At 65.5% G+C, this 22309-nt stretch carries 20 protein-coding genes, 2 tRNA genes and 2 pseudogenes; 9 read left to right on the top strand and 15 right to left on the bottom strand.

Features of this window, described 5'->3' with window-relative positions; translation table 11 throughout:
* On the bottom strand, window positions 1-168 hold a 168-nt coding region (locus MKK88_RS09930), incomplete at its 3' end, for a sugar phosphate nucleotidyltransferase (RefSeq protein WP_243999204.1).
* A gap of 60 nt (window positions 169-228) precedes the next feature.
* Complete coding sequence (locus MKK88_RS09925) at window positions 229-1383, bottom strand: glycosyltransferase (protein ID WP_243999197.1); 1155 nt, start codon at window positions 1381-1383, stop codon at window positions 229-231.
* A 1097-nt stretch (window positions 1384-2480) separates the two neighbouring features.
* On the opposite strand from MKK88_RS09925, the gene MKK88_RS09920 reads away from it, so the two are divergent.
* The gene (locus tag MKK88_RS09920; RefSeq protein ID WP_243999195.1) at window positions 2481-2696 is read left to right on the top strand and encodes a hypothetical protein; all 216 of its coding nucleotides are present in this window, start codon (window positions 2481-2483) and stop codon (window positions 2694-2696) included.
* A gap of 227 nt (window positions 2697-2923) precedes the next feature.
* Here MKK88_RS09920 and MKK88_RS09915 read toward each other — a convergent pair.
* The 7 genes and pseudogenes from MKK88_RS09915 to MKK88_RS09885 all read right to left on the bottom strand — a co-directional run bounded on the left by MKK88_RS09915 (window position 2924) and on the right by MKK88_RS09885 (window position 10400).
* Window positions 2924-2999 (bottom strand) — tRNA-Val (locus MKK88_RS09915).
* 77 nt (window positions 3000-3076) lie between these two features.
* Window positions 3077-3861: pseudogene (locus MKK88_RS09910) on the bottom strand (aspartate/glutamate racemase family protein).
* A 20-nt stretch (window positions 3862-3881) separates the two neighbouring features.
* On the bottom strand, window positions 3882-6308 hold the full coding sequence (gene lon, locus MKK88_RS09905; protein ID WP_243999193.1) for an endopeptidase La: 2427 nt from the start codon (window positions 6306-6308) through the stop codon (window positions 3882-3884).
* 248 nt (window positions 6309-6556) lie between these two features.
* The gene (clpX, locus tag MKK88_RS09900) at window positions 6557-7828 is read right to left on the bottom strand and encodes an ATP-dependent Clp protease ATP-binding subunit ClpX (protein WP_043385521.1); all 1272 of its coding nucleotides are present in this window, start codon (window positions 7826-7828) and stop codon (window positions 6557-6559) included.
* A 184-nt stretch (window positions 7829-8012) separates the two neighbouring features.
* Window positions 8013-8639, bottom strand: coding sequence for an ATP-dependent Clp protease proteolytic subunit (locus tag MKK88_RS09895; RefSeq protein ID WP_243918202.1), 627 nt, complete (start codon window positions 8637-8639; stop codon window positions 8013-8015).
* 125 nt (window positions 8640-8764) lie between these two features.
* On the bottom strand, window positions 8765-10183 hold the full coding sequence (tig, locus tag MKK88_RS09890) for a trigger factor (RefSeq protein ID WP_243999191.1): 1419 nt from the start codon (window positions 10181-10183) through the stop codon (window positions 8765-8767).
* A gap of 132 nt (window positions 10184-10315) precedes the next feature.
* Window positions 10316-10400: transfer RNA gene (locus tag MKK88_RS09885), tRNA-Leu, on the bottom strand.
* Window positions 10401-10545: 145 nt separating this feature from the next.
* Here MKK88_RS09885 and MKK88_RS09880 point away from each other — a divergent pair.
* Entirely contained in the window at window positions 10546-12000 is a 1455-nt protein-coding gene (locus MKK88_RS09880) for a multicopper oxidase family protein (RefSeq protein ID WP_243999189.1), read from the top strand.
* Here the strand turns inward: MKK88_RS09880 and MKK88_RS09875 are convergent.
* The gene (locus MKK88_RS09875; RefSeq protein ID WP_243999187.1) at window positions 11993-13498 is read right to left on the bottom strand and encodes an NAD(P)H-hydrate dehydratase; all 1506 of its coding nucleotides are present in this window, start codon (window positions 13496-13498) and stop codon (window positions 11993-11995) included. The two genes, MKK88_RS09880 and MKK88_RS09875, sit on opposite strands and share 8 nt — an antisense overlap.
* A 194-nt stretch (window positions 13499-13692) precedes the next feature.
* On the opposite strand from MKK88_RS09875, the gene MKK88_RS09870 reads away from it, so the two are divergent.
* Window positions 13693-14031, top strand: a complete 339-nt coding sequence (locus MKK88_RS09870; RefSeq protein WP_003600526.1) for a P-II family nitrogen regulator — start codon at window positions 13693-13695, stop codon at window positions 14029-14031.
* Between the two features lie 170 nt (window positions 14032-14201).
* Window positions 14202-14381, top strand: a complete 180-nt coding sequence (locus MKK88_RS09865; protein WP_243999185.1) for a DUF2735 domain-containing protein — start codon at window positions 14202-14204, stop codon at window positions 14379-14381.
* 261 nt (window positions 14382-14642) lie between these two features.
* On the opposite strand, the gene MKK88_RS09860 is transcribed toward MKK88_RS09865, so the two are convergent.
* Window positions 14643-15677, bottom strand: coding sequence for a glutamine synthetase beta-grasp domain-containing protein (locus MKK88_RS09860; protein ID WP_243999183.1), 1035 nt, complete (start codon window positions 15675-15677; stop codon window positions 14643-14645).
* Between the two features lie 340 nt (window positions 15678-16017).
* On the opposite strand from MKK88_RS09860, the gene glnA reads away from it, so the two are divergent.
* The 4 genes from glnA to MKK88_RS09840 all read left to right on the top strand — a co-directional run bounded on the left by glnA (window position 16018) and on the right by MKK88_RS09840 (window position 19282).
* Entirely contained in the window at window positions 16018-17427 is a 1410-nt protein-coding gene (gene glnA / locus MKK88_RS09855; RefSeq protein ID WP_243999181.1) for a type I glutamate--ammonia ligase, read from the top strand.
* 155 nt (window positions 17428-17582) lie between these two features.
* Window positions 17583-17984 (top strand): hypothetical protein, encoded by a 402-nt coding sequence (locus MKK88_RS09850; protein WP_243999179.1) that lies wholly within the window; start codon window positions 17583-17585, stop codon window positions 17982-17984.
* Window positions 17985-18170: 186 nt separating this feature from the next.
* Window positions 18171-18515 (top strand): hypothetical protein, encoded by a 345-nt coding sequence (locus tag MKK88_RS09845; protein WP_243999177.1) that lies wholly within the window; start codon window positions 18171-18173, stop codon window positions 18513-18515.
* A gap of 128 nt (window positions 18516-18643) precedes the next feature.
* A complete protein-coding gene (locus MKK88_RS09840; protein WP_243999175.1) occupies window positions 18644-19282 on the top strand; it encodes a VOC family protein in 639 nt (212 codons plus the stop codon).
* Window positions 19283-19308: 26 nt separating this feature from the next.
* Here MKK88_RS09840 and MKK88_RS09835 read toward each other — a convergent pair whose 3' ends face one another.
* Window positions 19309-19932, bottom strand: a complete 624-nt coding sequence (locus MKK88_RS09835; protein WP_243999173.1) for a ribonuclease D — start codon at window positions 19930-19932, stop codon at window positions 19309-19311.
* A 109-nt stretch (window positions 19933-20041) separates the two neighbouring features.
* Between MKK88_RS09835 and MKK88_RS09830 the strand changes: the two genes are divergently transcribed.
* Window positions 20042-20470 carry a cupin domain-containing protein gene (locus MKK88_RS09830; RefSeq protein WP_243999171.1) on the top strand — a complete coding sequence of 143 codons (429 nt, stop codon included), beginning with the start codon at window positions 20042-20044 and terminating at the stop codon, window positions 20468-20470.
* On the opposite strand, the pseudogene MKK88_RS09825 reads toward MKK88_RS09830, so the two are convergent.
* The 3 genes and pseudogenes from MKK88_RS09825 to MKK88_RS09815 form a co-directional block, all read right to left on the bottom strand.
* Window positions 20467-21382: pseudogene (locus MKK88_RS09825) on the bottom strand (DMT family transporter). The gene MKK88_RS09830 and the pseudogene MKK88_RS09825 sit on opposite strands and share 4 nt — an antisense overlap.
* A gap of 330 nt (window positions 21383-21712) precedes the next feature.
* On the bottom strand, window positions 21713-21952 hold the full coding sequence (locus MKK88_RS09820; protein WP_243999169.1) for a hypothetical protein: 240 nt from the start codon (window positions 21950-21952) through the stop codon (window positions 21713-21715).
* 21 nt (window positions 21953-21973) lie between these two features.
* A complete protein-coding gene (locus MKK88_RS09815) occupies window positions 21974-22267 on the bottom strand; it encodes a hypothetical protein (protein WP_243999167.1) in 294 nt (97 codons plus the stop codon).
* Between the last annotated feature and the right edge of the window lie 42 nt (window positions 22268-22309).

Raw genomic sequence — 22309 nt, 5'->3', positions numbered from 1 at the left:
CACGCCCGCGTCGGCAACGCGCTCCAGGCTGGCCTGGAAGGTCGAGACCTTCGCGTCCACCAGCTTGGCGAACTGCTTCGGCATGCTCTCGCGCGAGGCCGGCCACAGGCGCGTCCCCGTCCCCCCGCAGAGGATCATCGGATGGATGGACGCAAGACCTTCATACATTCCTTAATCCCCTGAGGCGGCGGACAACACGTCGGATCCGGGCGATCTGGATGGTGAAAATCACCGGGCCGAGTCATTGAACGAATGCGTAGAATCATTCCTACGCGGGGCTTGGTTGTGAGCCACTCGACCTTCCAAAGCCGTTTTGATGAACTGGCTGATTTCCTCTGAGAAGCGGTCAACACCGAACTCAGCGGCGCGGCGCACGAGCTGATCCGGATCCGGCATCAACGCTTCGCATCGTTGGACTGCGTCGATCAATGCCTCGATGGATTGCTCATGAAAGAAAATGCCTGTCACCCCGTCGATAACCGTCTCAACAACGCCGCCCTTACCATAAGCGACGACTGGTCGCCCGCTCGCCATAGCCTCCAATGGAACGATGCCGAAATCCTCCTCCCCCGGGAAAATCAAGGCGCGACACCTGGCATAATGGTGCTTCAGCACACTAAAGGGTTGCGGACCGAGCATCGTCACGTGGGGGCCAGCCAGGCCCCGTAGCTCCCGGAGCATCTCACCGCCACCGATGACAACGAGCGGCTTGCGCATTCGGTTGAACGCTTCGATTGCCAGCTCCGGTCGTTTGTACCGGACGAGTTCTCCGACCATCAGGTGATAGTCGCCGATCTCCGCGTGAGGAACCCTTTCGAAAGCCTGTGTATCGACCGGGGGGTGAATGACTGTCGCTGGCCGATGATAATACGTCTGGATCCGTCGCGCGACTGTGGCCGAATTCGCGACGAATTCGTGTACGCGATCTGCTGAAATTGCGTCCCAGTTCCTGACATAGTGGGCCAGGGGTGGCATCATCATGCGCGTCAGCAGACCTGTTCTCGCCCGATAATCATGGTACATATTCCAGATATATCGCATCGGTGAGTGGCAGTAGCAAATATGGGTCGCGTCGGAGGGCGGAATGATCCCCTTCGCAGGACCAGACTCGCTGCTTATGATCAGGTCGTACCCGCGCAAGTCGAGTTGCTCCAATGCCATCGGCATTAGCGGCAGGTAGGATTTATATTTTAGTGTTGCGCGAGGCAACTTACTAATAAAGGATGTCTGAATTCGGTGGGCATTAATACTTGGCGATATAGCGTCCGGCGCATATACGTGTGTAAAGATATCGGCATCCGGATAGAGGTTACACAGGGCTTCGACGACTTTCTCCCCACCTCGCATTCCGACAAGCCAATAGTGTACAATCGCAACCTTCATAAAACGCTTTCCTTCGCGTGAACCGCTTCCCACGGTGTCGCTTGCGTACTCTCTCGACACGCACCGGATGTACCGGTGGCGCGTGATCAACACCGTTCAGACGTTCAGAGCTTGGCCTATTTGACAGAATGAAGTTCGAACAAATCGTTTGATCGGCGGCGGACAGGGGGCATCATAGGCAGCTATAAACTATGTTGAGAGGTTTCCCACTGCTCTAAACTGCTGGCAGCGTTCCTGATAGGCCGAAAAGTGGTGTGTTCGTTCGCCATCGCGTCGGCGTGCATAACACCCCGCCAACTCACTCTATGCGAGATCTCTCTGGCGTTCTCAGCAGCGCGGACGGCCCATGTGATGAAATTGAGATTGGGTGGCTTGTCGGTTGGGTTGGTTAAGAAAGGATCGGCTTCAAGACACTTATGCAACACCGTTTCAGTCGGGAGCCCGTTAAAGGTGTTGAAGCCTGCGGTTGCAGGCACCATTGAAGCGCAGAGCAGTGTTTCCAGGTCCGAGCCTTTTGAGACGGCTATTATAGGCACCTCCCGCTGGACGCTTCAGTCATCGAGGAGCCTATGCCGTTGGTCCTGATACGCAGCGATGCATCTTGCGATCTTAGCCACAGCGGACTGGCAGTCAGCCTCAAACGCATCTGCCGTGAGGGAGGGCCGCGGGCGGTGTAGACGTGCGTAACCCAAAAGGGAAAAGCTGAGCCCCCTCATCGATTGAGCTAGATGACCATGGCGACGCTGCTCGTGGCGGTGTCAAAGCGTCCGATTGGCTCGGCGTAGGCGAGCGCTCGGCAGGCTGAACCATAACATCGAAACGTGCGGCCCATTCCGTTCATCGAGATCGCATTCGACAAGCGATACGGCGGCCATGGATGCGGCACGCTTTAGGGAGGCTGTGCTGACCGCGCGCTGGACGGCGGGGGTCACGAGCGCGCCAGTCGCCGTCCGCAAACCGTCCCAGCTGCGTGAAGGTTCGCGCAGCCTGTTCAAATCCAGGGATAATCCTGTCCCGATTCGTGACAACCAGGGTGGTAAATGATTTGCTAACACGTGGTACCGCGTCTTGGCTCCGCGGTGAGGAGGTTGTCACCCGTGAACGAGGACGATCCGGAGAAACTGGTCGACCCGCTTTGGTACGACCGGGTCGAGCCAGACGTGCCCCCAGGGGCCCTTCTGAATGCGGCAGCCTACATGCTGCTTCTGGTGATGGCCGGTTTCCGGATCGCCATCAGTGTCTACTGGCTTCCAGACACGCTCTGGTCTCGAACAATCCGTCGCATCGCCCGGTATCGTGCCGCGAGAAACTAAGTGATCCTCCAATCCGAGCAGCGTGTCACTACGGACCGGCGATGTCCTCGCGCGGTCTGTCGTGACGCTGAGGAGCCCCGAGCGCGATCAATGTCGGCCGCGATCATTGACACTGTACGCCTTGACGATCCGCCGAGGTGAATCCGCGATGCGGTGAGCCCCGGATTGAGACGCCGGTAGCGAAACAAGCGACCCTGGGGCTAACCACGGTGGATCGTTGTGGGCCTTGGTGGGCGGTGAGGGACTCGAACCCCCGACCCTCTCCGTGTAAAGGAGACGCTCTACCAACTGAGCTAACCGCCCGTGCCTGACCGTTACGGCATCGAGCCCGGCTGGCGCAAGATCTGACGCCTCCTCGCCTACCTGACGTGCCAGGAACGCTATCGGGCGCAAGCCAGCCGTGTCGCCAGGACCGGCGTGAGACCGATGGTTTCGACGGGTGTCGGAGCTGTTCGACGCGAAGAACCTCCGCGGAGTGCCATCAGGACAGCCCGGGTTCCGGCCTCGACCGAGCAGATTAGCGGCCGTGGAACACGCGGCGCCAAGCGTGATGCAAGTCCCGCGAGGCCCGCTCCGCCCAGAATGACGCGGGTGGCACCGGCCTCGACGCAGGAACAGCAGGCCTGGGTCAGTGCGTCCAGCGCGGTGTCAGGATGGCGGGCGATCTCGCCGCCGCTCGGGGCGCGACGGTGCGAATGGCGGCGAGGTGTTCGGTGAGGCCCAGTGCGCTGACGAATTCGCGTAGCATTGGCTCCCAGGCGGCGCCGCCGGTGACAATCCCGAACGGGCCTCCGGCGGCCGCCTCGAGGCAGGCGGCCTCGGCCATCCCGATCACTGGAACTTGCGCGATATCGCGCAGAGCGAACAAGCCTGGATCGCCGAAGCAGGCGAGAAAGACGGCGTCGCATCCGTCTTCGTGCTCGGCCAGCGCCTCAAGGGCAGCGTGGCCCGCAATCGCCGCGGCGCTGCGGCACGCGATGTAGCGCGCCCCGAAACGCCCCGTGACGGGACGCAGCTCAACCTGATCACCCAACTGAGCCCGGACATGCCCGGCGACCAGATCGGTCACCGTGGCGCTGGTGTTTGGATTGATCAGCAGAATACGCATCGAACCTTCCCGCACGAAAAAGCCCCCGGGGACGATCCCCGGGGGCTTTTCTGTCATGAACACATTGACTGTGCGGTTCAGTGCGCCACGAAGGCCGCACCGTCCTCTTCCGTCCGGGCAGGCTTGGCCACGGGCAGTGGCTCTTCCCACTCGATCGCCACCGGCTGGCGGACCAGAGCCTTCTCCAGCACCTGATCCATCCGGGACACCGGGATGATCTCCAGCCCATTCTTCACGCTGTCGGGCACCTCGGCGATGTCCTTGGCGTTTTCCTCGGGGATCAGCACCGTCTTGATACCGCCGCGGAGCGCAGCGAGCAGTTTCTCCTTCAGGCCGCCGATCGGCAGGACCCGGCCGCGGAGCGTCACCTCGCCGGTCATCGCGACCTCGCGGCGAACCGGGATCCCGGTCAGCGTCGAGATGATCGCGGTGGCCATGGCGATGCCGGCTGACGGACCGTCCTTCGGGGTCGCCCCCTCCGGAACGTGAACGTGGATGTCGCGCCGGTCGAACAGCGGCGGCTCGATCCCGAAATCGATGGCCCGGGAGCGGACGTAGCTCGCCGCCGCCGAGATCGACTCCTTCATCACGTCCTTCAAGTTGCCGGTGACCGTCATCTTGCCCTTGCCGGGCATCATGACGCCCTCGATCGTCAGCAACTCGCCGCCGACCTCGGTCCAGGCCAGACCCGTCACCACGCCGACCTGATCGTCCGCGTCGATCTCGCCGTAGCGGAACTTCGGCGGGCCGAGGAAGACCGGGAGGGTCTCGATGGTCACCGCGACCGACTTGGTCTTGGTGATCAGGATCTCCTTAACAGCCTTCCGGATCAGGTTGGACAGCTCACGCTCCAGGTTGCGAACGCCGGCTTCCCGCGTGTAGCGGCGGACCAGCATCATCAAGCCGTCGTCGTCGATCGACCACTCGTGCGTCCCGAGGCCATGCTTCTTCAGGGCATTCGGGATCAGGTGCTTGCGCGCGATCTCGACCTTCTCCTCCTCGGTGTATCCGGCGATGCGGATCACCTCCATCCGGTCCATGAGCGGGCCCGGGATGTTGAGGGTGTTGGCCGTGGTCACGAACATCACGTTCGAGAGGTCGTAATCCACCTCCAGGTAGTGGTCGTTGAAGGTGCTGTTCTGCTCAGGGTCGAGCACCTCGAGGAGCGCCGCCGACGGATCGCCGCGGAAATCCATGCCCATCTTGTCGATCTCGTCGAGCAGGATGAGCGGGTTCGAAGTCTTGGCCTTGCGCATCGACTGCACGATCTTGCCGGGCATCGAGCCGATATAGGTCCGACGGTGACCCCGGATCTCGGCCTCGTCCCGCACGCCGCCGAGCGACATGCGCACGAACTCGCGACCCGTCGCCTTGGCGATGGACTTGCCGAGCGAGGTCTTGCCGACGCCGGGGGGACCGACGAGGCACAGGATCGGGCCGGTGAGCTTGTTCGCACGCTGCTGCACGGCGAGGTACTCGACGATCCGCTCCTTGACCTTGTCCAACCCGAAATGATCGTCGTCGAGCAGGGCCTGGGCGCCGAGCAGATCCTTCTTGATCTTCGAGCGCTTGCCCCACGGGATGCCGAGCATCCAGTCGAGGTAGTTGCGCACGACGGTCGCTTCGGCCGACATCGGCGACATCTGGCGCAGCTTCTTCAGCTCGGCCGTCGCCTTGTCGCGGGCTTCCTTGGTGAACTTGGTCTTCTCGATCTTCTCTTCCAGCTCGGCCAGCTCGTCGCGGCCATCCTCGGAGTCGCCCAACTCCTTCTGGATCGCCTTCATCTGCTCGTTCAGGTAGTACTCGCGTTGGGTCTTCTCCATCTGCCGCTTGACGCGGGTCCGGATGCGCTTCTCCACCTGAAGCACGGAGATCTCGCTCTCCATCAGCGACAGCACGCGCTCGAGGCGCTGCGCCACCGTGGGGGTCTCGAGGATACCCTGCTTGTCGGAGATCTTGACGAGGAGGTGCGAGCCGATCGTGTCAGCGAGCTTGGACGGCTCGTCGATCTGGGTCACGGCGGAGACGACCTCGGGCGAGATCTTCTTGTTCAGCTTGACGTAATTCTCGAACTCCGAGAGCACGGAGCGCGCGAGCGCCTCGGCCTCGACCTGGTCGCCGAGCTCGTCATGCAGGGCTTCGGCGGTGGCTTCGTAATACTCGTCCGAGCGGGTGAAGCCCGTGACCTTCGCGCGACCGACGCCCTCGACCAGCACCTTCACGGTGCCGTCAGGCAGCTTCAGGAGCTGAAGCACGGAGGCGAGGGTGCCGATCTTGTAGATGGCATCGGTCGCCGGATCGTCGTCGCCCGCATTGATCTGGGTGGCGAGCAGGATGTGGCGATCGGTGCGAACGGCCTCCTCAAGGGCGCGGATCGACTTCTCGCGGCCCACGAAGAGGGGCACGATCATGTGCGGGAAGACGACGATGTCGCGCAGGGGGAGAACGGCGTAGGTGCCCGTCGAACCCGGGACCACCGGCTGGCGCGATTTCGACTGTGACATGCTGACTTCCTCTCAGGACGCCCGGGTTCGCCGCCTCCGTGTATGGAGCACGCCTACAGCCAGGGGCCGACCGGGCCGCGAGGGTCGGGACGTTTTGGGACTTTGCGGCTGGTAACGCGGACCGGACCTCGAAGGAGCGTGCGGCCACCGCGCTGAGCCTGAGGTGGCTGCGGGGCGCAGCGTTTTCAAGATGTTCCCCGCAGCACGCCCAGCCTGAGCCGGGCGTTTAAGACAACCCTGTCAGGCGCTTACGCACTGACGCTGGCGGGTGCTTCCTTGTTGCGGTCGCCGTGGATGTAGAGCGGGCGCGACTTGCCCTCGACCACCTCGGGACCGATCACGACCTGCTCCACGGATTCCAGGCCCGGCAGGTCGTACATCGTGTCGAGCAGGATCGTCTCCAGGATGGAGCGCAGGCCGCGGGCGCCAGTCTTGCGCTCGATCGCCTTGCGGGCGACGAGCGACAGAGCGTCGTCCTGGAAGGTCAGGTCGACGTTCTCCATCTCGAACAGCCGCTGGTACTGCTTGACCAGGGCGTTCTTCGGCTCCTGCAGGATCTTCTTCAGCGCCGCCTCGTCGAGGTCCTCCAGCGTCGCCAGGACCGGCAGACGTCCGACGAACTCGGGGATGAGACCGAACTTCAGCAGATCCTCCGGCTCGACCGAGCGGAAGATCTCGCCAGTGCGGCGGTCGTCCGGGGCCTGCACGGTCGCGCCGAAGCCGATCGAGGTGCCCTTGCCGCGCTGGGAGATGATCCGCTCCAGCCCCGCGAAGGCGCCGCCGCAGATGAACAGGATATTGGTGGTGTCGACCTGCAGGAATTCCTGCTGCGGGTGCTTCCGGCCGCCCTGCGGCGGGACGGAGGCGACCGTGCCCTCCATGATCTTCAGGAGCGCCTGCTGCACGCCCTCGCCCGACACGTCGCGGGTGATCGACGGGTTGTCGGACTTGCGCGAAATCTTGTCGATTTCGTCGATGTAGACGATGCCACGCTGGGCCCGCTCGACGTTGTAATCCGAGGCCTGGAGCAGCTTCAGGATGATGTTCTCGACGTCCTCACCGACATAGCCGGCCTCGGTGAGGGTCGTGGCGTCCGCCATGGTGAACGGCACGTCCAGGATCCGGGCGAGCGTCTGTGCGAGCAGCGTCTTGCCCGAGCCGGTCGGCCCGATCAGCATGATGTTGGACTTGGCCAGCTCGACGTCGTTGTGCTTCGTCGCGTGCGCGAGCCGCTTGTAGTGGTTGTGCACCGCGACCGAGAGGACTTTCTTGGCGAAATCCTGGCCGATGACGTAATCGTCGAGGACACGACGGATTTCCTTCGGGGTCGGCACGCCGTCGCGGCTCTTCACCAGCGAGGATTTCGACTCCTCACGGATGATGTCCATGCACAGCTCGACGCACTCGTCGCAGATGAACACCGTCGGACCGGCGATCAGCTTGCGGACCTCATGCTGGCTCTTGCCGCAGAACGAGCAATACAGCGTGCTCTTGGAGTCGTTGCCGCCAGTCTTGCTCATATCGGTCTCCGATTCCTCGCATCCGCGGCCGGCTAGGGGCGAATGCGCATCCTGTCAAAATAAGGGGGCCTGCCTAAAGAAACAGTGTGCTGCGCGTCTTTGACCGTAGACCCGATCTTGGATGCAAGCACGCTGCCGCGGCGGGATCAAGGCCGCGCCGCGGCTGTCCGGGGACGAGGTCCGATCAGGCGGCCGCCGGCTCCGGACGCTTCTCGATCACCTCGTCGATGAGTCCGAACTCCTTGGCCGCGTCGGCGGTCATGAAGTTGTCGCGCTCCAGCGCCGTGTGAATCGCGTCGTACTCACGGCCCGTGTGCTTCACGTAGATCTCGTTCAGGCGCCGCTTCAGCGCCTCGATCTCGCGGGCGTGGATCAGGATGTCGGTCGCCTGCCCCTGGAAGCCGCCCGACGGCTGGTGGACCATGATCCGGGCGTTCGGCAGGGCGAAGCGGTGGCCGGGCTCGCCGGCGGTGAGCAGCAGCGAGCCCATCGAGGCGGCCTGGCCGACGCAGAGCGTCGTCACCGGGCAGCGGATGAACTGCATCGTGTCGTAAATCGACAGGCCGGAGGTGACCACGCCGCCGGGGGAGTTGATGTAGAAGGAGATCTCCTTCTTCGGGTTCTCCGCCTCGAGGAACAGCAGCTGCGCCACGATCAGCGACGCGCCGTAATCCTCCACGGGACCGGTCAGGAAGATGATCCGCTCGCGCAGCAGGCGGGAGTAGATGTCGAAGGCGCGCTCGCCACGGCTCGATTGCTCGACGACCATCGGCACGAGCGCATTGTTGTAGACGTCGATCGGATCTCTCATCTCGTCCTGCCCAGAGTGAGGTCCGGGGCTGCCGCGAATCAGGGCAGCCCCGGACATGTCAGCGAACACCGGCGATGCTTAACCATCGCCTAATCCTTGCCCGCCGTCCTCGGACAGGGCGGGACTCAGTCGGCCTTGGCGTCGGACGTCTCGTCCTTGGCCCCGGCCTTGTCTGCCGGCTTTCCGCCGGTCGTGTCGTCGTCATCATCGTCTGCGAAAAGCGCCTCTTTCGAGACGGGCTCCTCGACGAGTTTGATCTGCCCGAGGACGTGGTCAACCACCTTTTCCTCGAACAGAGGCGCGCGGAGTTCCGCGAGCGCCTGCGCATTCTTCCGGTAGAAGTCCCAGACCTGCTGCTCCTGGCCCGGGAACTGCCGGACCCGGGCGATGAGGGCCTGGTTCACCTCGTCATCCGAGACCTTGATATCGGCGCTCTCGCCGACCTGCGCAAGCACGAGTCCGAGCCGGACCCGGCGCTCGGCGATCGTCCGGTACTCGGCCTGGGCCTTCTCCTCAGTGGTGTCCTCATCCGCGAAGGTCTTGCCCCGGGTCTTCAGGTCCTGCTCGACCTGGGCCCACACGGCGGCGAATTCCTGCGCCACCAGGGAGGGGGGCAGCTCGAACGCGTACTTCGTGTCGAGCGCGTCGAGGAGGTCCTTCTTGAGGCGGCGGCGCGAGGCCGTCTCGTAGTCCCGGCCGATCGCCTCGGCCACGGCCTCGCGGAGCTTCTCCAGCGACTCCATGCCCATGGACTTGGCGAACTCGTCGTCGACCTTGGCGTCACCCGGGGCCTGAATCTTCGTGACGGTCACGTCGAACTCGGCGTCCTTGCCGGCGAGCTGCTCGGCGCCGTACTCGGCCGGGAAGGTCACCTTCACGAGGCGCTTGTCACCGACCTTGGCGCCGACGAGCTGGTCCTCGAAGCCCGGGATGAACGAGCCGGAGCCGAGCTCCAGATCGATGCCCTCACCCTTGCCGCCCTGGAACTCCTCACCGTCGATCCGGCCGACGAAGTCGATGGTGACGCGGTCGCCGCTCTGGGCCTCAGCGCCCTCCTCCCGCTCGGCGAACGGACGGCCCTGGCCGGCCATGCGTTCCAGCGCCTCGTCAACCTCCTGATCGGAGGGCTTGGCAACCTGCTTGGTCAGGCTGACATCGGAGAGATCGGCGAGCTCGAAGCTCGGCATCACCTCCAGAGCGACCTTGAAGGCGAGGTCACCCTTGGCGTCGAGCGCCTTCTCGACCTCGGCCTGATCGCTCGGGAACTCGACCTGCGGCTCCAGGGCCAGCTTGAGGCCGTTATCGCTCACGATCTTGCGGTTGGCCTCGTTGACGGCGTTCTGCACCACCTCGGCCATCACGGAGCGGCCATAGACCTTGCGCAGGTGCGCGACCGGCACCTTGCCGGGGCGGAAGCCCTTCAGCTGCACCTTGTCCTTCATGCCGGACAGCTCGGTGGTCAGGCGCTCTTCGAGTTCCTGGGCGGCCAGAAAAACCTGAAACTCGCGCTTCAGACCCTGGGCGTTGATCTCGGTCACCTGCATCGTCGTCGTCGCTCTTCAAAAAAACCTGGTTTCGCCGACCGGGCCGGCGTCGTGTTCGCGCGATCCGGGATGCCGAGATGTCGGGTACGGGATCGGGGCGGTCCACCGGGACCGCACCCTCAGGAAAGGTCCTGGTGCGGGCGGAGGGGCTCGAACCCCCACGTCTTGCGACACTGGAACCTAAATCCAGCGCGTCTACCAGTTCCGCCACGCCCGCGCGCCGACATCCGGCGCATCGCCGGCCGCCGGAAGCGGGCCCTATAGCATGGGCCGGCGGGGCCGCAGCAAAAAACTTGTCCTGTGGCGCCGGGGCCGCCGCCCCGCTATGGAGCGGGTCCGTCGCGACAAGCAGCCGAGATCTCATGCCGCCAGCCCGCCCCGTGCCGCCGACCGATTCGCAGGTCGGCGCGCCGTCGCGCAGGACCCTGCTCGCGGCCGCAGCCGCGTTCGGTCTCGCGCCCGAACGCGGGCAGGCTGAGACCCCTGCGCCCGCAGGACCGGGAGCCGCACCGGCAGAGGCCCCTGCCCTTCGGGCGGCCCCCGGCAAGGCGCGTTTCCGACCGGAGCCCGCGCCCGAGACCCCGGTCTGGTGCTTCGACGGGAGGGCGCTGCCCCCCACGATCCGGGTGAGACTCGGGCAGCCGGTGCGCCTCAAGGTCGAGAACCGGACCGACAAGCCCCTGTCGTTGCACTGGCACGGGGTGCGGATCATCAACGCCATGGACGGCGTCGGCGGGGTGACCCAGGCGCCGATCCCGCCGGGCGGCGATTTCCTCCACGCGTTCACGCCGCCCGATGCCGGCTCCTACCTGATCCGCCCCCTGGTGGTTGGCGGCGCCAGTGAGCCCTCGGGCCGCGGGCTCGCCGGCATGCTGGTCGTCGAGGAGACGAATCCGCCAGTCGTCGACGCGGATCTCTGCGTGGTCCTGCAGGACTGGCGGATTGAGGACGACGGCACGCTGATGCCGTTCGGGCAGGTGCCGCTCGCTGCGACCCACGGCCGCCTCGGCAACCTCGTCACCGTCAACGGCTGTCCGGTGCCCGACACCGTCGAGGCTCGCCCTGGCTCCCGGGTCCGCCTGCGGCTGGGCAATGCCTGCAACGCCCGGGCGACGCGCATCAAGTTCGATGGGGTGAAGGTCTACGTGGTGGCCGTCGACGGGCAGCCGACCGACACGTTCGAGCCGCTGCGGGCTACCCTGCCCTTTCCGCCCGGCACGCGCTACGACCTGATGGTCGATCTGCCGGAGGAGGAAGGCGCCACCTGCGCGATCCAGGCCCTGATCGGCAAGGGCCTGACGCTCGCCAGCGTGGTCACCAAGGGCGCCAGGATCACCGAGAAGCGGCCGCCGATCGGCCCGATCGGCGAGAACAAGCGCCTGCCGGCCGAGATCAAGCTCCAGAACGCCATGCGCCGCGACATCGTGATCACCGGCGGGGCCTTCGTGCCGAAGGACAAGCCGAATTCCGATCCGGTCTATACCGGCGACCCGCAAAAGATCTGGTCGGTGAACGGCGTCAGCGGCACCACCAGCCTCCAGCCGGTCTTCTCGGTGAAGCGGGGCCAGGTCGTGGTGCTGGCCCTGCGCAACGAGACTGCCTTCCCGCAGGCGCTGCACCTGCACGGGCACTGCTTCCGCCTCCTTCACCCCCTGGATGATGGTTGGGAGCCCTACTGGCTTGACACCTTCCAGTTGCTGGAGGGCCGAACCGCCCGCATCGGCTTCCTGGCCGACAATCCCGGGCGCTGGCTGATCAGCGCCACGGTGCTGGAGCGGTTCGACACCGGGCTCTGGACGATGTTCGAGGTTACGTGAGGCCGGCTTCGGCCAAGCCACCGAGCACGGCGGGCATCAGGTCCGGAATGTCTTCGGCGATGAGGCCGGGCCCGTGGCGCAGGCCGGCATCGCCGTGCAGCCAGACGCCGGCGGCGGCGGCCTCGAAGGGCGGCATGCCCTGGGCCAGCAGGCCCGCGATCAGGCCGCTGAGGACGTCACCCGACCCGGCGGTGCCGAGATAGGGGCTGCCGTGATCGTTGATCACCACCCGCCCGTCCGGGTCGGCGATCACCGTATCGGCGCCCTTGTAGACCACGACCGCGCCGGTCAAGGCGGCAGCGGCGCGCGTCCGGGCAACCTTGTCGGCCCCACCGGCCATCGCCTCCGTGCCGTCGAACAGCCGCGCGAACTCGCCGGCATGCGGCGTGAGCACAGCCCGCGCATCCCCGTCGGCCAGATGCGCGGCGAGGAGTCGCGCCTGCCCGGAAAAGCTCGTCAGGGCGTCGGCGTCGAGGACGAGGCCCCGTCCGGCAGCGGCCGCCACCGCGACACGCTCCCGGGTCGGCTCGCCGGTGCCCAGTCCGGGGCCGGCCAACACCACGTTCAGGCGCTCGTCGGTGAGCAGGTCGTCGAGATCGTCGGCGGTCTCGCAGGGGCGCAGCATGATCGCCGTGAGATGGGCGGCGTTCTCGGCCACCGCGCTGGCCGGTGAGGCGATCGTCACGAGACCGGCACCGACCCGCAGGGCTCCCCGGGCCGCCAGTCGCGCGGCGCCGGTCTTGGTGGCGGGCCCCGACAGCACCAGGGTGTGGCCGCGGGTATATTTATGGCTGGCGCCGGTGAGACGTGGAAACCCAGTCGCCCAGAGGTCCGGACCGTTCCGGTAGAGCGGCGCACCACAGGCGGCCAAGCCCGTCTCCAGGGCCGCCGGTCCCGTGCCGATCTCCGCTACGGTCAGTTGGCCGCACAGGCTTCGCCCCGGCTGAAGCAGATGGCCGGGCTTCAGCGTCACGAAGGTCACGGTCTCGATCGCTTGGATCGCCACGCCTCGGACGGTACCGGTATCGCCGTGGAGACCGCTCGGCACGTCGACCGCGAGGACGGGACATCCGCCCGCGTTCACGGCCTCGACCAGCGCACGAGCATCACCATCGAGGTCACGCGACAGACCGGCCCCGAACAGCGCATCGATCACGAGATCGCAGGGCGGAAGTGCCCCGACGGGGACTTGGCCGACCGGCCCGGACCAGGTCTCTGCGGCCAGGGCCGCATCACCTTTGAGCGCGGCACGATCGCCGAGCAGCCATAGGTCCACCGCGTAGCCATCCTCCGCCAGACGGCGCGCGGCCACGAAGCCGTCGCCACCATTGTTGCCGGGACCGCACAGTACGAGGGCCCGCCCGCCCTTCGGCAGCCGCGCGCGCGCCCGGGCCGCCACCGCAGCACCGGCCGTCTCCATGAGGGTGAAGCCCGAAATTCCGCCGGCGATCGCCGCGGCATCGACCCGTCTCATGGCCGCCACCGTCAGCAACCGCATCGTCGTCTCCATCGCTGCCTGCGCGCCGACCAGAAATGATGAAAGGTTCGACATCCTGCCGAAAATTGCCCACAAAATGCGCAAACGTCGCGCAGAGATAAGGCATTCTGGACGGGGACGCCGAGAAATCGGCATGGCGGACCCGTCACGGGGATGTTAGAAATACTCGACATTGCAACGCGGGCCCGGGCGGCATGAAGAAGATCGAAGCGATCATCAAGCCTTTCAAGCTCGACGAGGTGAAGGAGGCGCTCCAGGAGGTCGGCCTCCAGGGCATCACCGTCATCGAGGCGAAGGGCTTCGGCCGCCAGAAGGGCCACACGGAGCTCTATCGGGGCGCCGAATACGTGGTCGATTTCCTGCCGAAGGTGAAGCTCGAGATCGTCCTCTCGGACGCGCTGGTTGAGGGCGCCGTCGAGGCCATCCGCAAGTCGGCTCAGACCGGCCGCATCGGCGATGGCAAGATCTTCGTGTCCACGATCGAGGAAGCGATCCGGATCCGCACCGGTGAGACCGGGACCGACGCGATCTGATCCTCTTGTCCCGCGGGGCCCGCAGCCTCCACGGGCCCTGCCTAAGTTTTCGCTCTGCACGAATGTCTGGCAACGGCGCGTTTCACCATGGAGCGCCGGCATCCGCATCCCACATGCACGGGAACAGTCGATGGGATCGGCTGCTTGGACTCGATGCAGGAGGATACGCGATGGCCGTCATGGACTCGCACGGACCCGCCAAGATCTACGATCTATCCGCGTTCCGCCGCGCCCGGGCCACGCCACGTGTGGCCGTGGAGCCGAAGCCCGCTTGTGTCCCGAGCTTCGGGGGCGGCGCGTGGTACCACGAGGCCGCGATCCGCGAGGATGAGCGCCCACGCCGGTCCTGACCGGCGAGACTGGCGGCGCAGCATCGATCCATCTTACCCCTCATCCTGAGGTGCTGCGACGCAGCCTCGCAGGAGGGGCCAGGAACCGCAGCGCCATCTGGAGGGCTCCTGCGAGGCGTCCGCTACGCTCTGGCACCTCAGGATGATCTGGTGAGAGGGCGTTTCGCGCCCGCGATCCACGCGCCCCTGCCCCCTTCGGCCGACGAACAAAAAAGCCGGACCCAAAGGCCCGGCTTCGTTGTCTCGGCGTCAATCCACGTCTTACGCGGCTGCAGCGGCCTCGGTCGGCACGGAAGAGATCGTCTTCAGCACCTGCGAGGCGATCTGGTAGGGGTCGCCCTGGGAGTTCGGGCGGCGGTCCTCAAGGTAGCCCTTGTAGCCGTTGTTGACGAAGGAGTGCGGCACGCGGATCGAGGCGCCGCGGTCGGCCACGCCGTACGAGAATTCGTGGATCGAGGCGGTCTCGTGCTTGCCGGTCAGCCGCATGTGGTTGTCCGGGCCGTAGACGGCGATGTGGTCCTCGCGGGCGTTCTTGAACGCCTCCATGAGCTTCTCGAAGTACGCCTTCCCGCCGTGCTCGCGCATGAACGCGGTCGAGAAGTTGCAGTGCATGCCCGAGCCGTTCCAGTCGGTGTCGCCGAGCGGCTTGCAATGGTACTCGACGTCGATGCCGTACTTCTCGCAGAGGCGCTGCAGGAGGTAACGGGCCATCCACATCTCGTCGGCGGCCTTCTTGGAGCCCTTGCCGAAGATCTGGAATTCCCACTGGCCCTTAGCCACCTCGGCGTTGATGCCCTCGTGGTTGATGCCGGCGTCGAGGCAGAGGTCGAGATGCTCCTCGACGATCTTGCGGGCCACGTCGCCGACATTCGAGTAGCCGACGCCGGTGTAGTACGGGCCCTGCGGCGCCGGGTAGCCGGAGGTCGGAAAGCCGAGCGGCCGGCCGTCCTTGTACAGGAAGTACTCCTGCTCGAAGCCGAACCACGCACCCGGATCGTCCAGGATGGTGGCGCGCTTGTTGGACTCGTGCGGGGTGGTGCCGTCCGGCATCATCACCTCGCACATCACCAGCACGCCGTTCTTGCGGGCCGGGTCGGGGAAGTGGCGCACGGGCTTCAGCATGCAGTCGGAGCTGCCGCCCTCGGCCTGCTTCGTGGACGAGCCGTCGAAGCCCCACATCGGGAGCTGCTCCAGGGTCGGGAAGCTGTCGAATTCCTTGATCTGCGTCTTACCGCGGAGATTCGGGGTCGGCGTGTACCCGTCGAGCCATATGTACTCGAGCTTATATTTGGTCATTCCGGTTCTCTCGTCCGTATCGATGCGCGACCGGGGTACCCCCTGGGCAACGCGAACGGCTTGCCGCCTCTCAGACGGCCGCTGCCGCCTTTGCATGGAGTGTGCCAGAGGATCCGCCGACGATCCGTTCTGGTCCATCCGGCGCCGATTCTGCCGATCACGGATTCGAGAGCCGCTCACCATCCGCTGCCGATCGTCCCACCGCCGCGCGGATTCCCACGCTCTGCGGGTGGCAACACGCGCCCGTGACGGATATCAAGCGCCGCTCACTGGTGCGGCCCGACCGAGAGCGGGCGCGCCGCGAGCGCGTTTTTCGAGCGATCCCTGGAGGATGCCCACGATGACGACTGCAGCCGAGGTGCTGAAGACGATCCGGGACAACGACGTGCGCTACGTGGACTTCCGGTTCACCGACCCGCGCGGCAAGTGGCAGCATGTCACGTTCGACGTGTCGCTCATCGATGAGGAGATCTTCGACGAGGGCACGATGTTCGACGGCTCCTCGATCGCTGGCTGGAAGGCGATCAACGAGTCCGACATGCTGCTGATGCCGGATCCGGCCACCGCCACCCTGGATCCGTTCTTCTCGGCCGCAACGATGTCGATCGTCTGCGACGTGCTGGAGCCGGCGACCGGCGAGCCCTACGGCCGCGACCCCCGCGGCACCGCCAAGCGCGCCGAGGCCTACCTGCAGCAGACCGGCATCGGCGACACGATCTATGTCGGCCCCGAGGCCGAGTTCTTCGTGTTCGACGACGTGAAGTTCGGCGCCGACCCGTACCGCACCGGCTTCGAGCTCGACTCCACCGAGCTGCCGACCAACGGCTTCACCGATTACGAGGGCGGCAACCTCGGCCACCGGGTTCAGACCAAGGGCGGCTACTTCCCGGTCCCGCCGCAGGATTCGGCGCAGGACATGCGCGGCGAGATGCTGGCGGCCATGCAGTCCATGGGCGTGAAGGTCGAGAAGCACCACCACGAGGTGGCCTCGGCCCAGCACGAGCTCGGCATGAAGTTCGACACGCTGACCCTGCTCGCCGACCACATGCAGATCTACAAGTACTGCATCCACAACGTGGCGCAGAGCTACGGCAAGTCGGCGACGTTCATGCCCAAGCCCGTCTACGGCGACAACGGCTCAGGGATGCACGTCCACCAGTCGATCTGGAAGGACGGCCAGCCCGTCTTCGCCGGCGACAAGTATGCCGGCCTTAGCCAGGAATGCCTCTGGTACATCGGCGGCATCATCCGCCACGCCAAGGCGCTCAACGCCTTCACCAACCCGTCGACCAACTCGTACAAGCGCCTGGTGCCGGGCTACGAGGCGCCGGTGCTGCTCGCCTACTCGGCCCGCAACCGCTCGGCCTCCTGCCGCATCCCGTGGACCAAGAGCCCGAAGGCCAAGCGCGTCGAGGTCCGCTTCCCGGACCCGATGGCCAACCCCTACCTCGCCTTCTCGGCGCTGCTGATGGCCGGCCTCGACGGCATCCGCAACAAGATCGACCCGGGCCCGGCCATGGACAAGGATCTCTACGAGCTGCCCCCGCGGGAGCTGAAGAAGATCCCGACCGTGTGCGGTTCGCTCCGCGAGGCGCTCGCCAGCCTCGACAAGGACCGGGCCTTCCTCAAGGAGGGCGGCGTGTTCTCGGACGATCAGATCGACTCGTTCATCGAGCTGAAGATGACCGAGGTGCTGCGCTACGAGATGACCCCGCACCCGATCGAGTTCGTGCAGTACTACTCGCTGTGAGGTGAGTGGGGCCGGGCGCGATGCCCGGCCCTTTTCAGGTGAAGGGGATGGGAAGCGCCCATGCTTCAGCCCCTCTGCCGTCGAACAAAGCATGAACGATCTTGAAAAATAAGATTATTAGCCTATGAAGGATGCGTTCATAGGCGGGGTGACCCATGGTCGCGAATGAGATCGTTGTCGCTCGGTCGCGGTGGCAGCTAGCGGCTTTGCGTGTTGAAATAAAGCTGCTTCGCCTCGGCCTCATTCTTCACGCCTACAACCCCGGTCAACCCCGCGTGCCGGCTGGTCAACCGAACGGCGGCCAGTGGACCAGTGAGAACGGCTCCGAAGAATACACAACAAGCGACGATGTCCGTCTCATATTCGTCAGCAACGACGATGATCGGAAATACTCAGTTGATCTTAAAACTGAGGAAGGAAGAGGAGGACATACCCTAGGAAGGCACGTCGGCAAGTCAGATGACGAACTATTCGAACGTGTGAAAAAATCGCAATGGCGTTCATGGATCGCGCATGGAGGGCTACGGCGCGCAGGAAGTTTTAGCTCTATTGAATAGGCAAACGATTTGGTGAATCAAACGATCGAGTCCAATAAGGAAACTGTCGATCGCGTCGCCTCTGGATTGGATGATCGCAAATTCATAATAAATCTTTTAATCAGAAAACAGGACGTGAGGCCTATAGTACGGACGAAGGCGTCCTTTACATGCGAGATACACACAGTGTTGGCATTGAATTGAGACATGACCCCACTTCCCCGCGTGGATTTCGCATCCGCACGGCATTTCCTTTTAAGGAAAGCGACTGAGATGAAAAAATCGGCAGAATTCATAGATTGTACATCACAGTTTTACCAAGATCTTCTTGATGATGTATCGAGTGAAGATGAAATGATCGATACTGTCCTATCTCCATTCAAGGATAAATCAGAACGCATGAAGCTGCGAGATTATCTCGATATCATTACCGCGAATGAATTTTCGGACGAAGATTTGCGAAAGTTATGGTGGTCATCATCCGCCGATATCGCGTTCTATGATGGCGCTGAACTGAGAGCCTTCCTCAAACGGGTGCGAAACAGATTATAACGCTGACCCTGAAACCGGCAAAGAATCGCTGCTGCTGAGGATACGAGAAATGGGATGGCTGATGGCAAATCTGGACTTTTTTCCCTTTCGCATTGAGAATTCCATCGTTCGTAGTGGCTGATTAATCTATGGTCATCCTCGATCACCTCGTCGTCGTCGCGCCCGATCTCGCGGAGGGCGTGGCGCATGTCCGCGATTGTCTGATTCTCACGATGCCCGAGGGCGGGCGCCACCGCGAGATGGGCACTCGCAACCACCTGCTGCGCCTCGGCGATGCAACGTTCCTAGAGGTGATCGCCGTCGATCCCGAGGCGCCTGCTCCACTCGTCGCCCGCTGGTTCGGCCTGAGCGACCCGGCGCAGGTCCGCGCGGACTGGGAGTCAGGCCGGCGGCTGCGCGGCTTCGTCGCCCGCACAGACGATCTCGACGGCGTGCTCGCCATCCATTCAGGTCTGCTCGGGCAAGCCGCAACGATGACCCGCGGCGCCCTGTCGTGGCGCTTCGGCCTGCGCCCGGACGGAGCATGGCCAGCGGACGGCGCCGCGCCCTGCGTGATGGACTGGGGACAGAGCGGCAATCCCGCCCGGTCGATGCCCGATTTCGGAGCGCGGCTCGATGCGCTCGTCCTGACGCATCCGGATCCGGACGCCGTGCGGCAGCGTCAGGCCGCACTCGGGCTGGCTGACCCTCCGGCGGTCGTGCAGGGCGATGGCCCGCGCTGGACCGCCCGGATCACGACGCCATCCGGCCCCCGGACGCTGACCTGACGGTCCGGCTTTCCGACGCCGGATCCTCAGCTATGCGCAAAAATATCGACCTCCGGCCACCCGTCGAGGTCGAGGCGGGCGCGGGTCGGCAGGAAGGCGAAGCAGGCCTGCGCAAGGGCGGTGCGGCCCTCCCGGGCGAGCATCGCGTCGAGCCGGTGGCGGGCCGCATGGAGGTGGAGCACGTCCGAGGCCGCGTAATCGAGCTGCGCCTGCGACAGGCTCTCGGCGCCCCAGTCCGAGGATTGCTGCTGCTTCGACAGGTCGACGCCGACGAGTTCGCGCACCACGTCCTTGAGCCCGTGGCGGTCGGTATAGGTGCGGGCGAGCTTCGAGGCGATCTTGGTGCAGTAGACCGGCTGCGGCATCACCCCGAAGGCCTTGTAGAGCACCGCCACATCGAAGCGCGCGAAGTGGAAAATCTTCAATACCCCAGGATCCGCCAGGACGCGCTTGAGCACCACGGGCTCCGGGCCACCTTGCGGGATCTGCACCACGTCGGCGGTGCCGTCGCCGGTGGAGATCTGCACCACGCAGAGCCGGTCGCGGTGGGGGTTGAGGCCGAGCGTCTCGGTGTCGATGGCCACCGCCCGGCCCGCATCGTAATCGGCGGGCAGGTCACCGCGGTGGAGACGTACGGTCGGGCTCGGCATTTTTCTCAGACCTTGAGGGTTTTCGGCCGGTAGCATCGGCGCCAAGTGGCGGCAAGCGCATGGGCCCGCATGTGGGGCCAGCGCATGGGGCCAGCCGCGGGGAACGGACATGAAGGCAGCCGAGGTGATTGCGACCCTGGGTTTGAAGCCCCATCCCGAGGGTGGCCACTACCGGGAGACGTTTCGCGATCCGCGCACCGTCGACGGGCGCTCGGTCGGCACGGCGATCTACTTCCTGCTCGACCTTGGGGAGGTCTCGGCTTGGCACCGGGTCGACGCCACGGAGATCTGGCACTGGCACGCGGGCGCGCCGCTGGTGATCACCACGAGTCCGAACGGGCACGACGCGGAAGCCCGACATCTCGGTCCGGACTTGGCCGCCGGTCAACGCCCGCAATGCGTGGTGCCGGCGGGACACTGGCAGACCGCCACGAGCCTCGGGGCTTGGACGCTCGTGGGCTGCACGGTCTCGCCGGGCTTCGAGTTCACGGGTTTCGAGATGGCGCCACCGGACTGGCGGCCGACGCCGCGCGTTTAAACCGCCCTGGGTGCCGCCCGCGAGGCCCGCACCGCCGTGAGCGCGCCGGCCACGATCAGCAGGCAGGCGAACGCAAGGGCCGGCCCCGGGCTGGCATAGCCGGTCGCGACCAGGATCAGCGTCGAGAGGACCGGGGCCGCGTAGGCGGTGACGCCAAGCAGCCGGACGTCGCCGCGCTTGCAGCCGATATCCCAGAGATAGAACGCGGCCCCGACCGGCCCCAGCCCGAGCAGCAGCACGGCCCCCCATTGCGTCGCGTCGGCCGGCCAGATCGTCGTCTCGAAGGCCAGATGGCAGAGGAGGCTCAGCGCGGCCGTGGCGAGGCAGAAGCCCGCGACCGCATCGGTCGGCACCTGCCCGACCCGGGCGGAGAGCACCGAGTAGCCGGCCCACACGAAGGCCGCCGCGAAGGAGGCCGCGTAGCCCGGCAGCGCCCCGGCCGGGAAGCCGAGATCAACCCCGTCCGACGAACAGGACGGCGACGCCGGCAAGGCCCAGAAGCGCGCCGGCGACGTGGCCCGGGCGCAGGCCGCCCGATCCCGGCAGCCGCGCGGAGAACAGCACGATCAGGAGCGGCCAGAGGTAGTTGATCAGCCCGGCCTCGGCCGGCGGCGCGAGGCGCAGCGCGCTGAAGTAGAGCGCATGATAGCCGAACAGGCCGCCGACCCCGAGCAGCCAGACCGGCCAGCGCTGGATCAGTGCCCGGGCGCGGGCCGGGCGCGCGATCCAGACGAGGCAGCCGCAGAGGCCGCCGAGCAGGAACGTCATGGCGGCGAGCTGGAAGGGCGGCACGGCGCCCGAGGCCGCCGTGAACAGGGCCAGCAGCGACCATAGCGCGATCGCGCCGAAGCCCGCCAGGGTTGCGGCGGAGCGGCTTACGGGTGGGGACGACGTCGATGCGGAACCACTCATGGGGGGCCGCTACCACACGGGGATCCGAGTCGGCGAGATGTCGCGGTGGCGTGGCCGGGGTCTGCGCCCCGGCCACGATGACAGGACATCACGCCGACACGGAGAAGCGCCGCCGCTGTTCAGTCGGCCCAGAGGGCGACGAGGGAGAATAGGCCGGCCATCAGGACGTTGACGAGGAGAATGCCGGCGATGATCAGGGCGAGCGTCATGGTGGCCTCCGGAGCGGGGCAAGCGAGCGGGAACGGGGATGAGGCACCGCGCGGTCGTCTCGGACCTGCGCCGCCCGGGTCGGCCGGAGGGTCGCCCGCCCGGGCCGCGTCTCGTGCCGCGTCAGGGGGGGCTGATCACCCGCATGAGATCGACGAGGTACTCGACGTTCAGTGGCTTCCAGCCAAGCCGGCGCCGGATCAGACCGTAGCCCGTGCAGAGCAGGGCGGCCGAGGCGATGACGGCCAACGTGAACCAGCGGATGTCGGCGGTGCCGAACCCGACCGCGACGCCGATCAGGGCCGTCGCCACGAAGATGATCCGGCTCGGGTTGGCCGGGCCGCGCGTCGTCACGTCAGACATGGGAACCTCCTTCGATCCGGATCAGCGGGCGCGGCAGCTGGGGCCGAACCAAGTCATGGTCCGGTGATCCATGCCGCCTTCATAAGATGCGCCGCAGACCGGGAAGCGCGGATCGCCGCTCCGCTGCAGGCTCATCACCTTGTAGAGGTCCTGCTGCGCCTCACGGCGCCGGTTCTGCTCGGCGCGCTGGGCCTGCCAGTACCGGTTGCGCGCGGCCTCGGCGGCCGCACGATCCTGGTGGAGCCCCATCATGCACTGCGCGAAGGCATCGGTCCCGGGCTCGAACCCGAAGGCGTAGCACTGGTTCTGATCCATCGCGTACCGCTCCTGGGGGGTGACGCAGGCCGCGAGGCCCAG

It is taken from the genome of Methylobacterium sp. E-005 (assembly GCF_022829725.1).
GTDB lineage: Bacteria > Pseudomonadota > Alphaproteobacteria > Rhizobiales > Beijerinckiaceae > Methylobacterium.
The sequence above is the reverse complement of the archived record's forward strand: the minus strand, read 5'-3'. Positions and strand labels throughout refer to the sequence as shown.

Bases quoted from the DNA above. Each gene is read 5' to 3' on its own strand.
- MKK88_RS09925 (WP_243999197.1), bottom strand. From the start codon at position 1,383: ATGAAGGTTGCGATTGTACACTATTGGCTTGTCGGAATGCGAGGTGGG.
- lon (WP_243999193.1), bottom strand. From the start codon at position 6,308: ATGTCACAGTCGAAATCGCGCCAGCCGGTGGTCCCGGGTTCGACGGGC.
- clpX (WP_043385521.1), bottom strand. From the start codon at position 7,828: ATGAGCAAGACTGGCGGCAACGACTCCAAGAGCACGCTGTATTGCTCG.
- MKK88_RS09895 (WP_243918202.1), bottom strand. From the start codon at position 8,639: ATGAGAGATCCGATCGACGTCTACAACAATGCGCTCGTGCCGATGGTC.
- tig (WP_243999191.1), bottom strand. From the start codon at position 10,183: ATGCAGGTGACCGAGATCAACGCCCAGGGTCTGAAGCGCGAGTTTCAG.
- MKK88_RS09880 (WP_243999189.1), top strand. From the start codon at position 10,546: ATGCCGCCAGCCCGCCCCGTGCCGCCGACCGATTCGCAGGTCGGCGCG.
- MKK88_RS09875 (WP_243999187.1), bottom strand. From the start codon at position 13,498: ATGCGGTTGCTGACGGTGGCGGCCATGAGACGGGTCGATGCCGCGGCG.
- MKK88_RS09870 (WP_003600526.1), top strand. From the start codon at position 13,693: ATGAAGAAGATCGAAGCGATCATCAAGCCTTTCAAGCTCGACGAGGTG.
- MKK88_RS09865 (WP_243999185.1), top strand. From the start codon at position 14,202: ATGGCCGTCATGGACTCGCACGGACCCGCCAAGATCTACGATCTATCC.
- MKK88_RS09860 (WP_243999183.1), bottom strand. From the start codon at position 15,677: ATGACCAAATATAAGCTCGAGTACATATGGCTCGACGGGTACACGCCG.
- glnA (WP_243999181.1), top strand. From the start codon at position 16,018: ATGACGACTGCAGCCGAGGTGCTGAAGACGATCCGGGACAACGACGTG.
- MKK88_RS09850 (WP_243999179.1), top strand. From the start codon at position 17,583: ATGGTCGCGAATGAGATCGTTGTCGCTCGGTCGCGGTGGCAGCTAGCG.
- MKK88_RS09845 (WP_243999177.1), top strand. From the start codon at position 18,171: ATGACCCCACTTCCCCGCGTGGATTTCGCATCCGCACGGCATTTCCTT.
- MKK88_RS09840 (WP_243999175.1), top strand. From the start codon at position 18,644: ATGGTCATCCTCGATCACCTCGTCGTCGTCGCGCCCGATCTCGCGGAG.
- MKK88_RS09835 (WP_243999173.1), bottom strand. From the start codon at position 19,932: ATGCCGAGCCCGACCGTACGTCTCCACCGCGGTGACCTGCCCGCCGAT.
- MKK88_RS09830 (WP_243999171.1), top strand. From the start codon at position 20,042: ATGAAGGCAGCCGAGGTGATTGCGACCCTGGGTTTGAAGCCCCATCCC.
- MKK88_RS09820 (WP_243999169.1), bottom strand. From the start codon at position 21,952: ATGTCTGACGTGACGACGCGCGGCCCGGCCAACCCGAGCCGGATCATC.
- MKK88_RS09815 (WP_243999167.1), bottom strand. From the start codon at position 22,267: ATGGATCAGAACCAGTGCTACGCCTTCGGGTTCGAGCCCGGGACCGAT.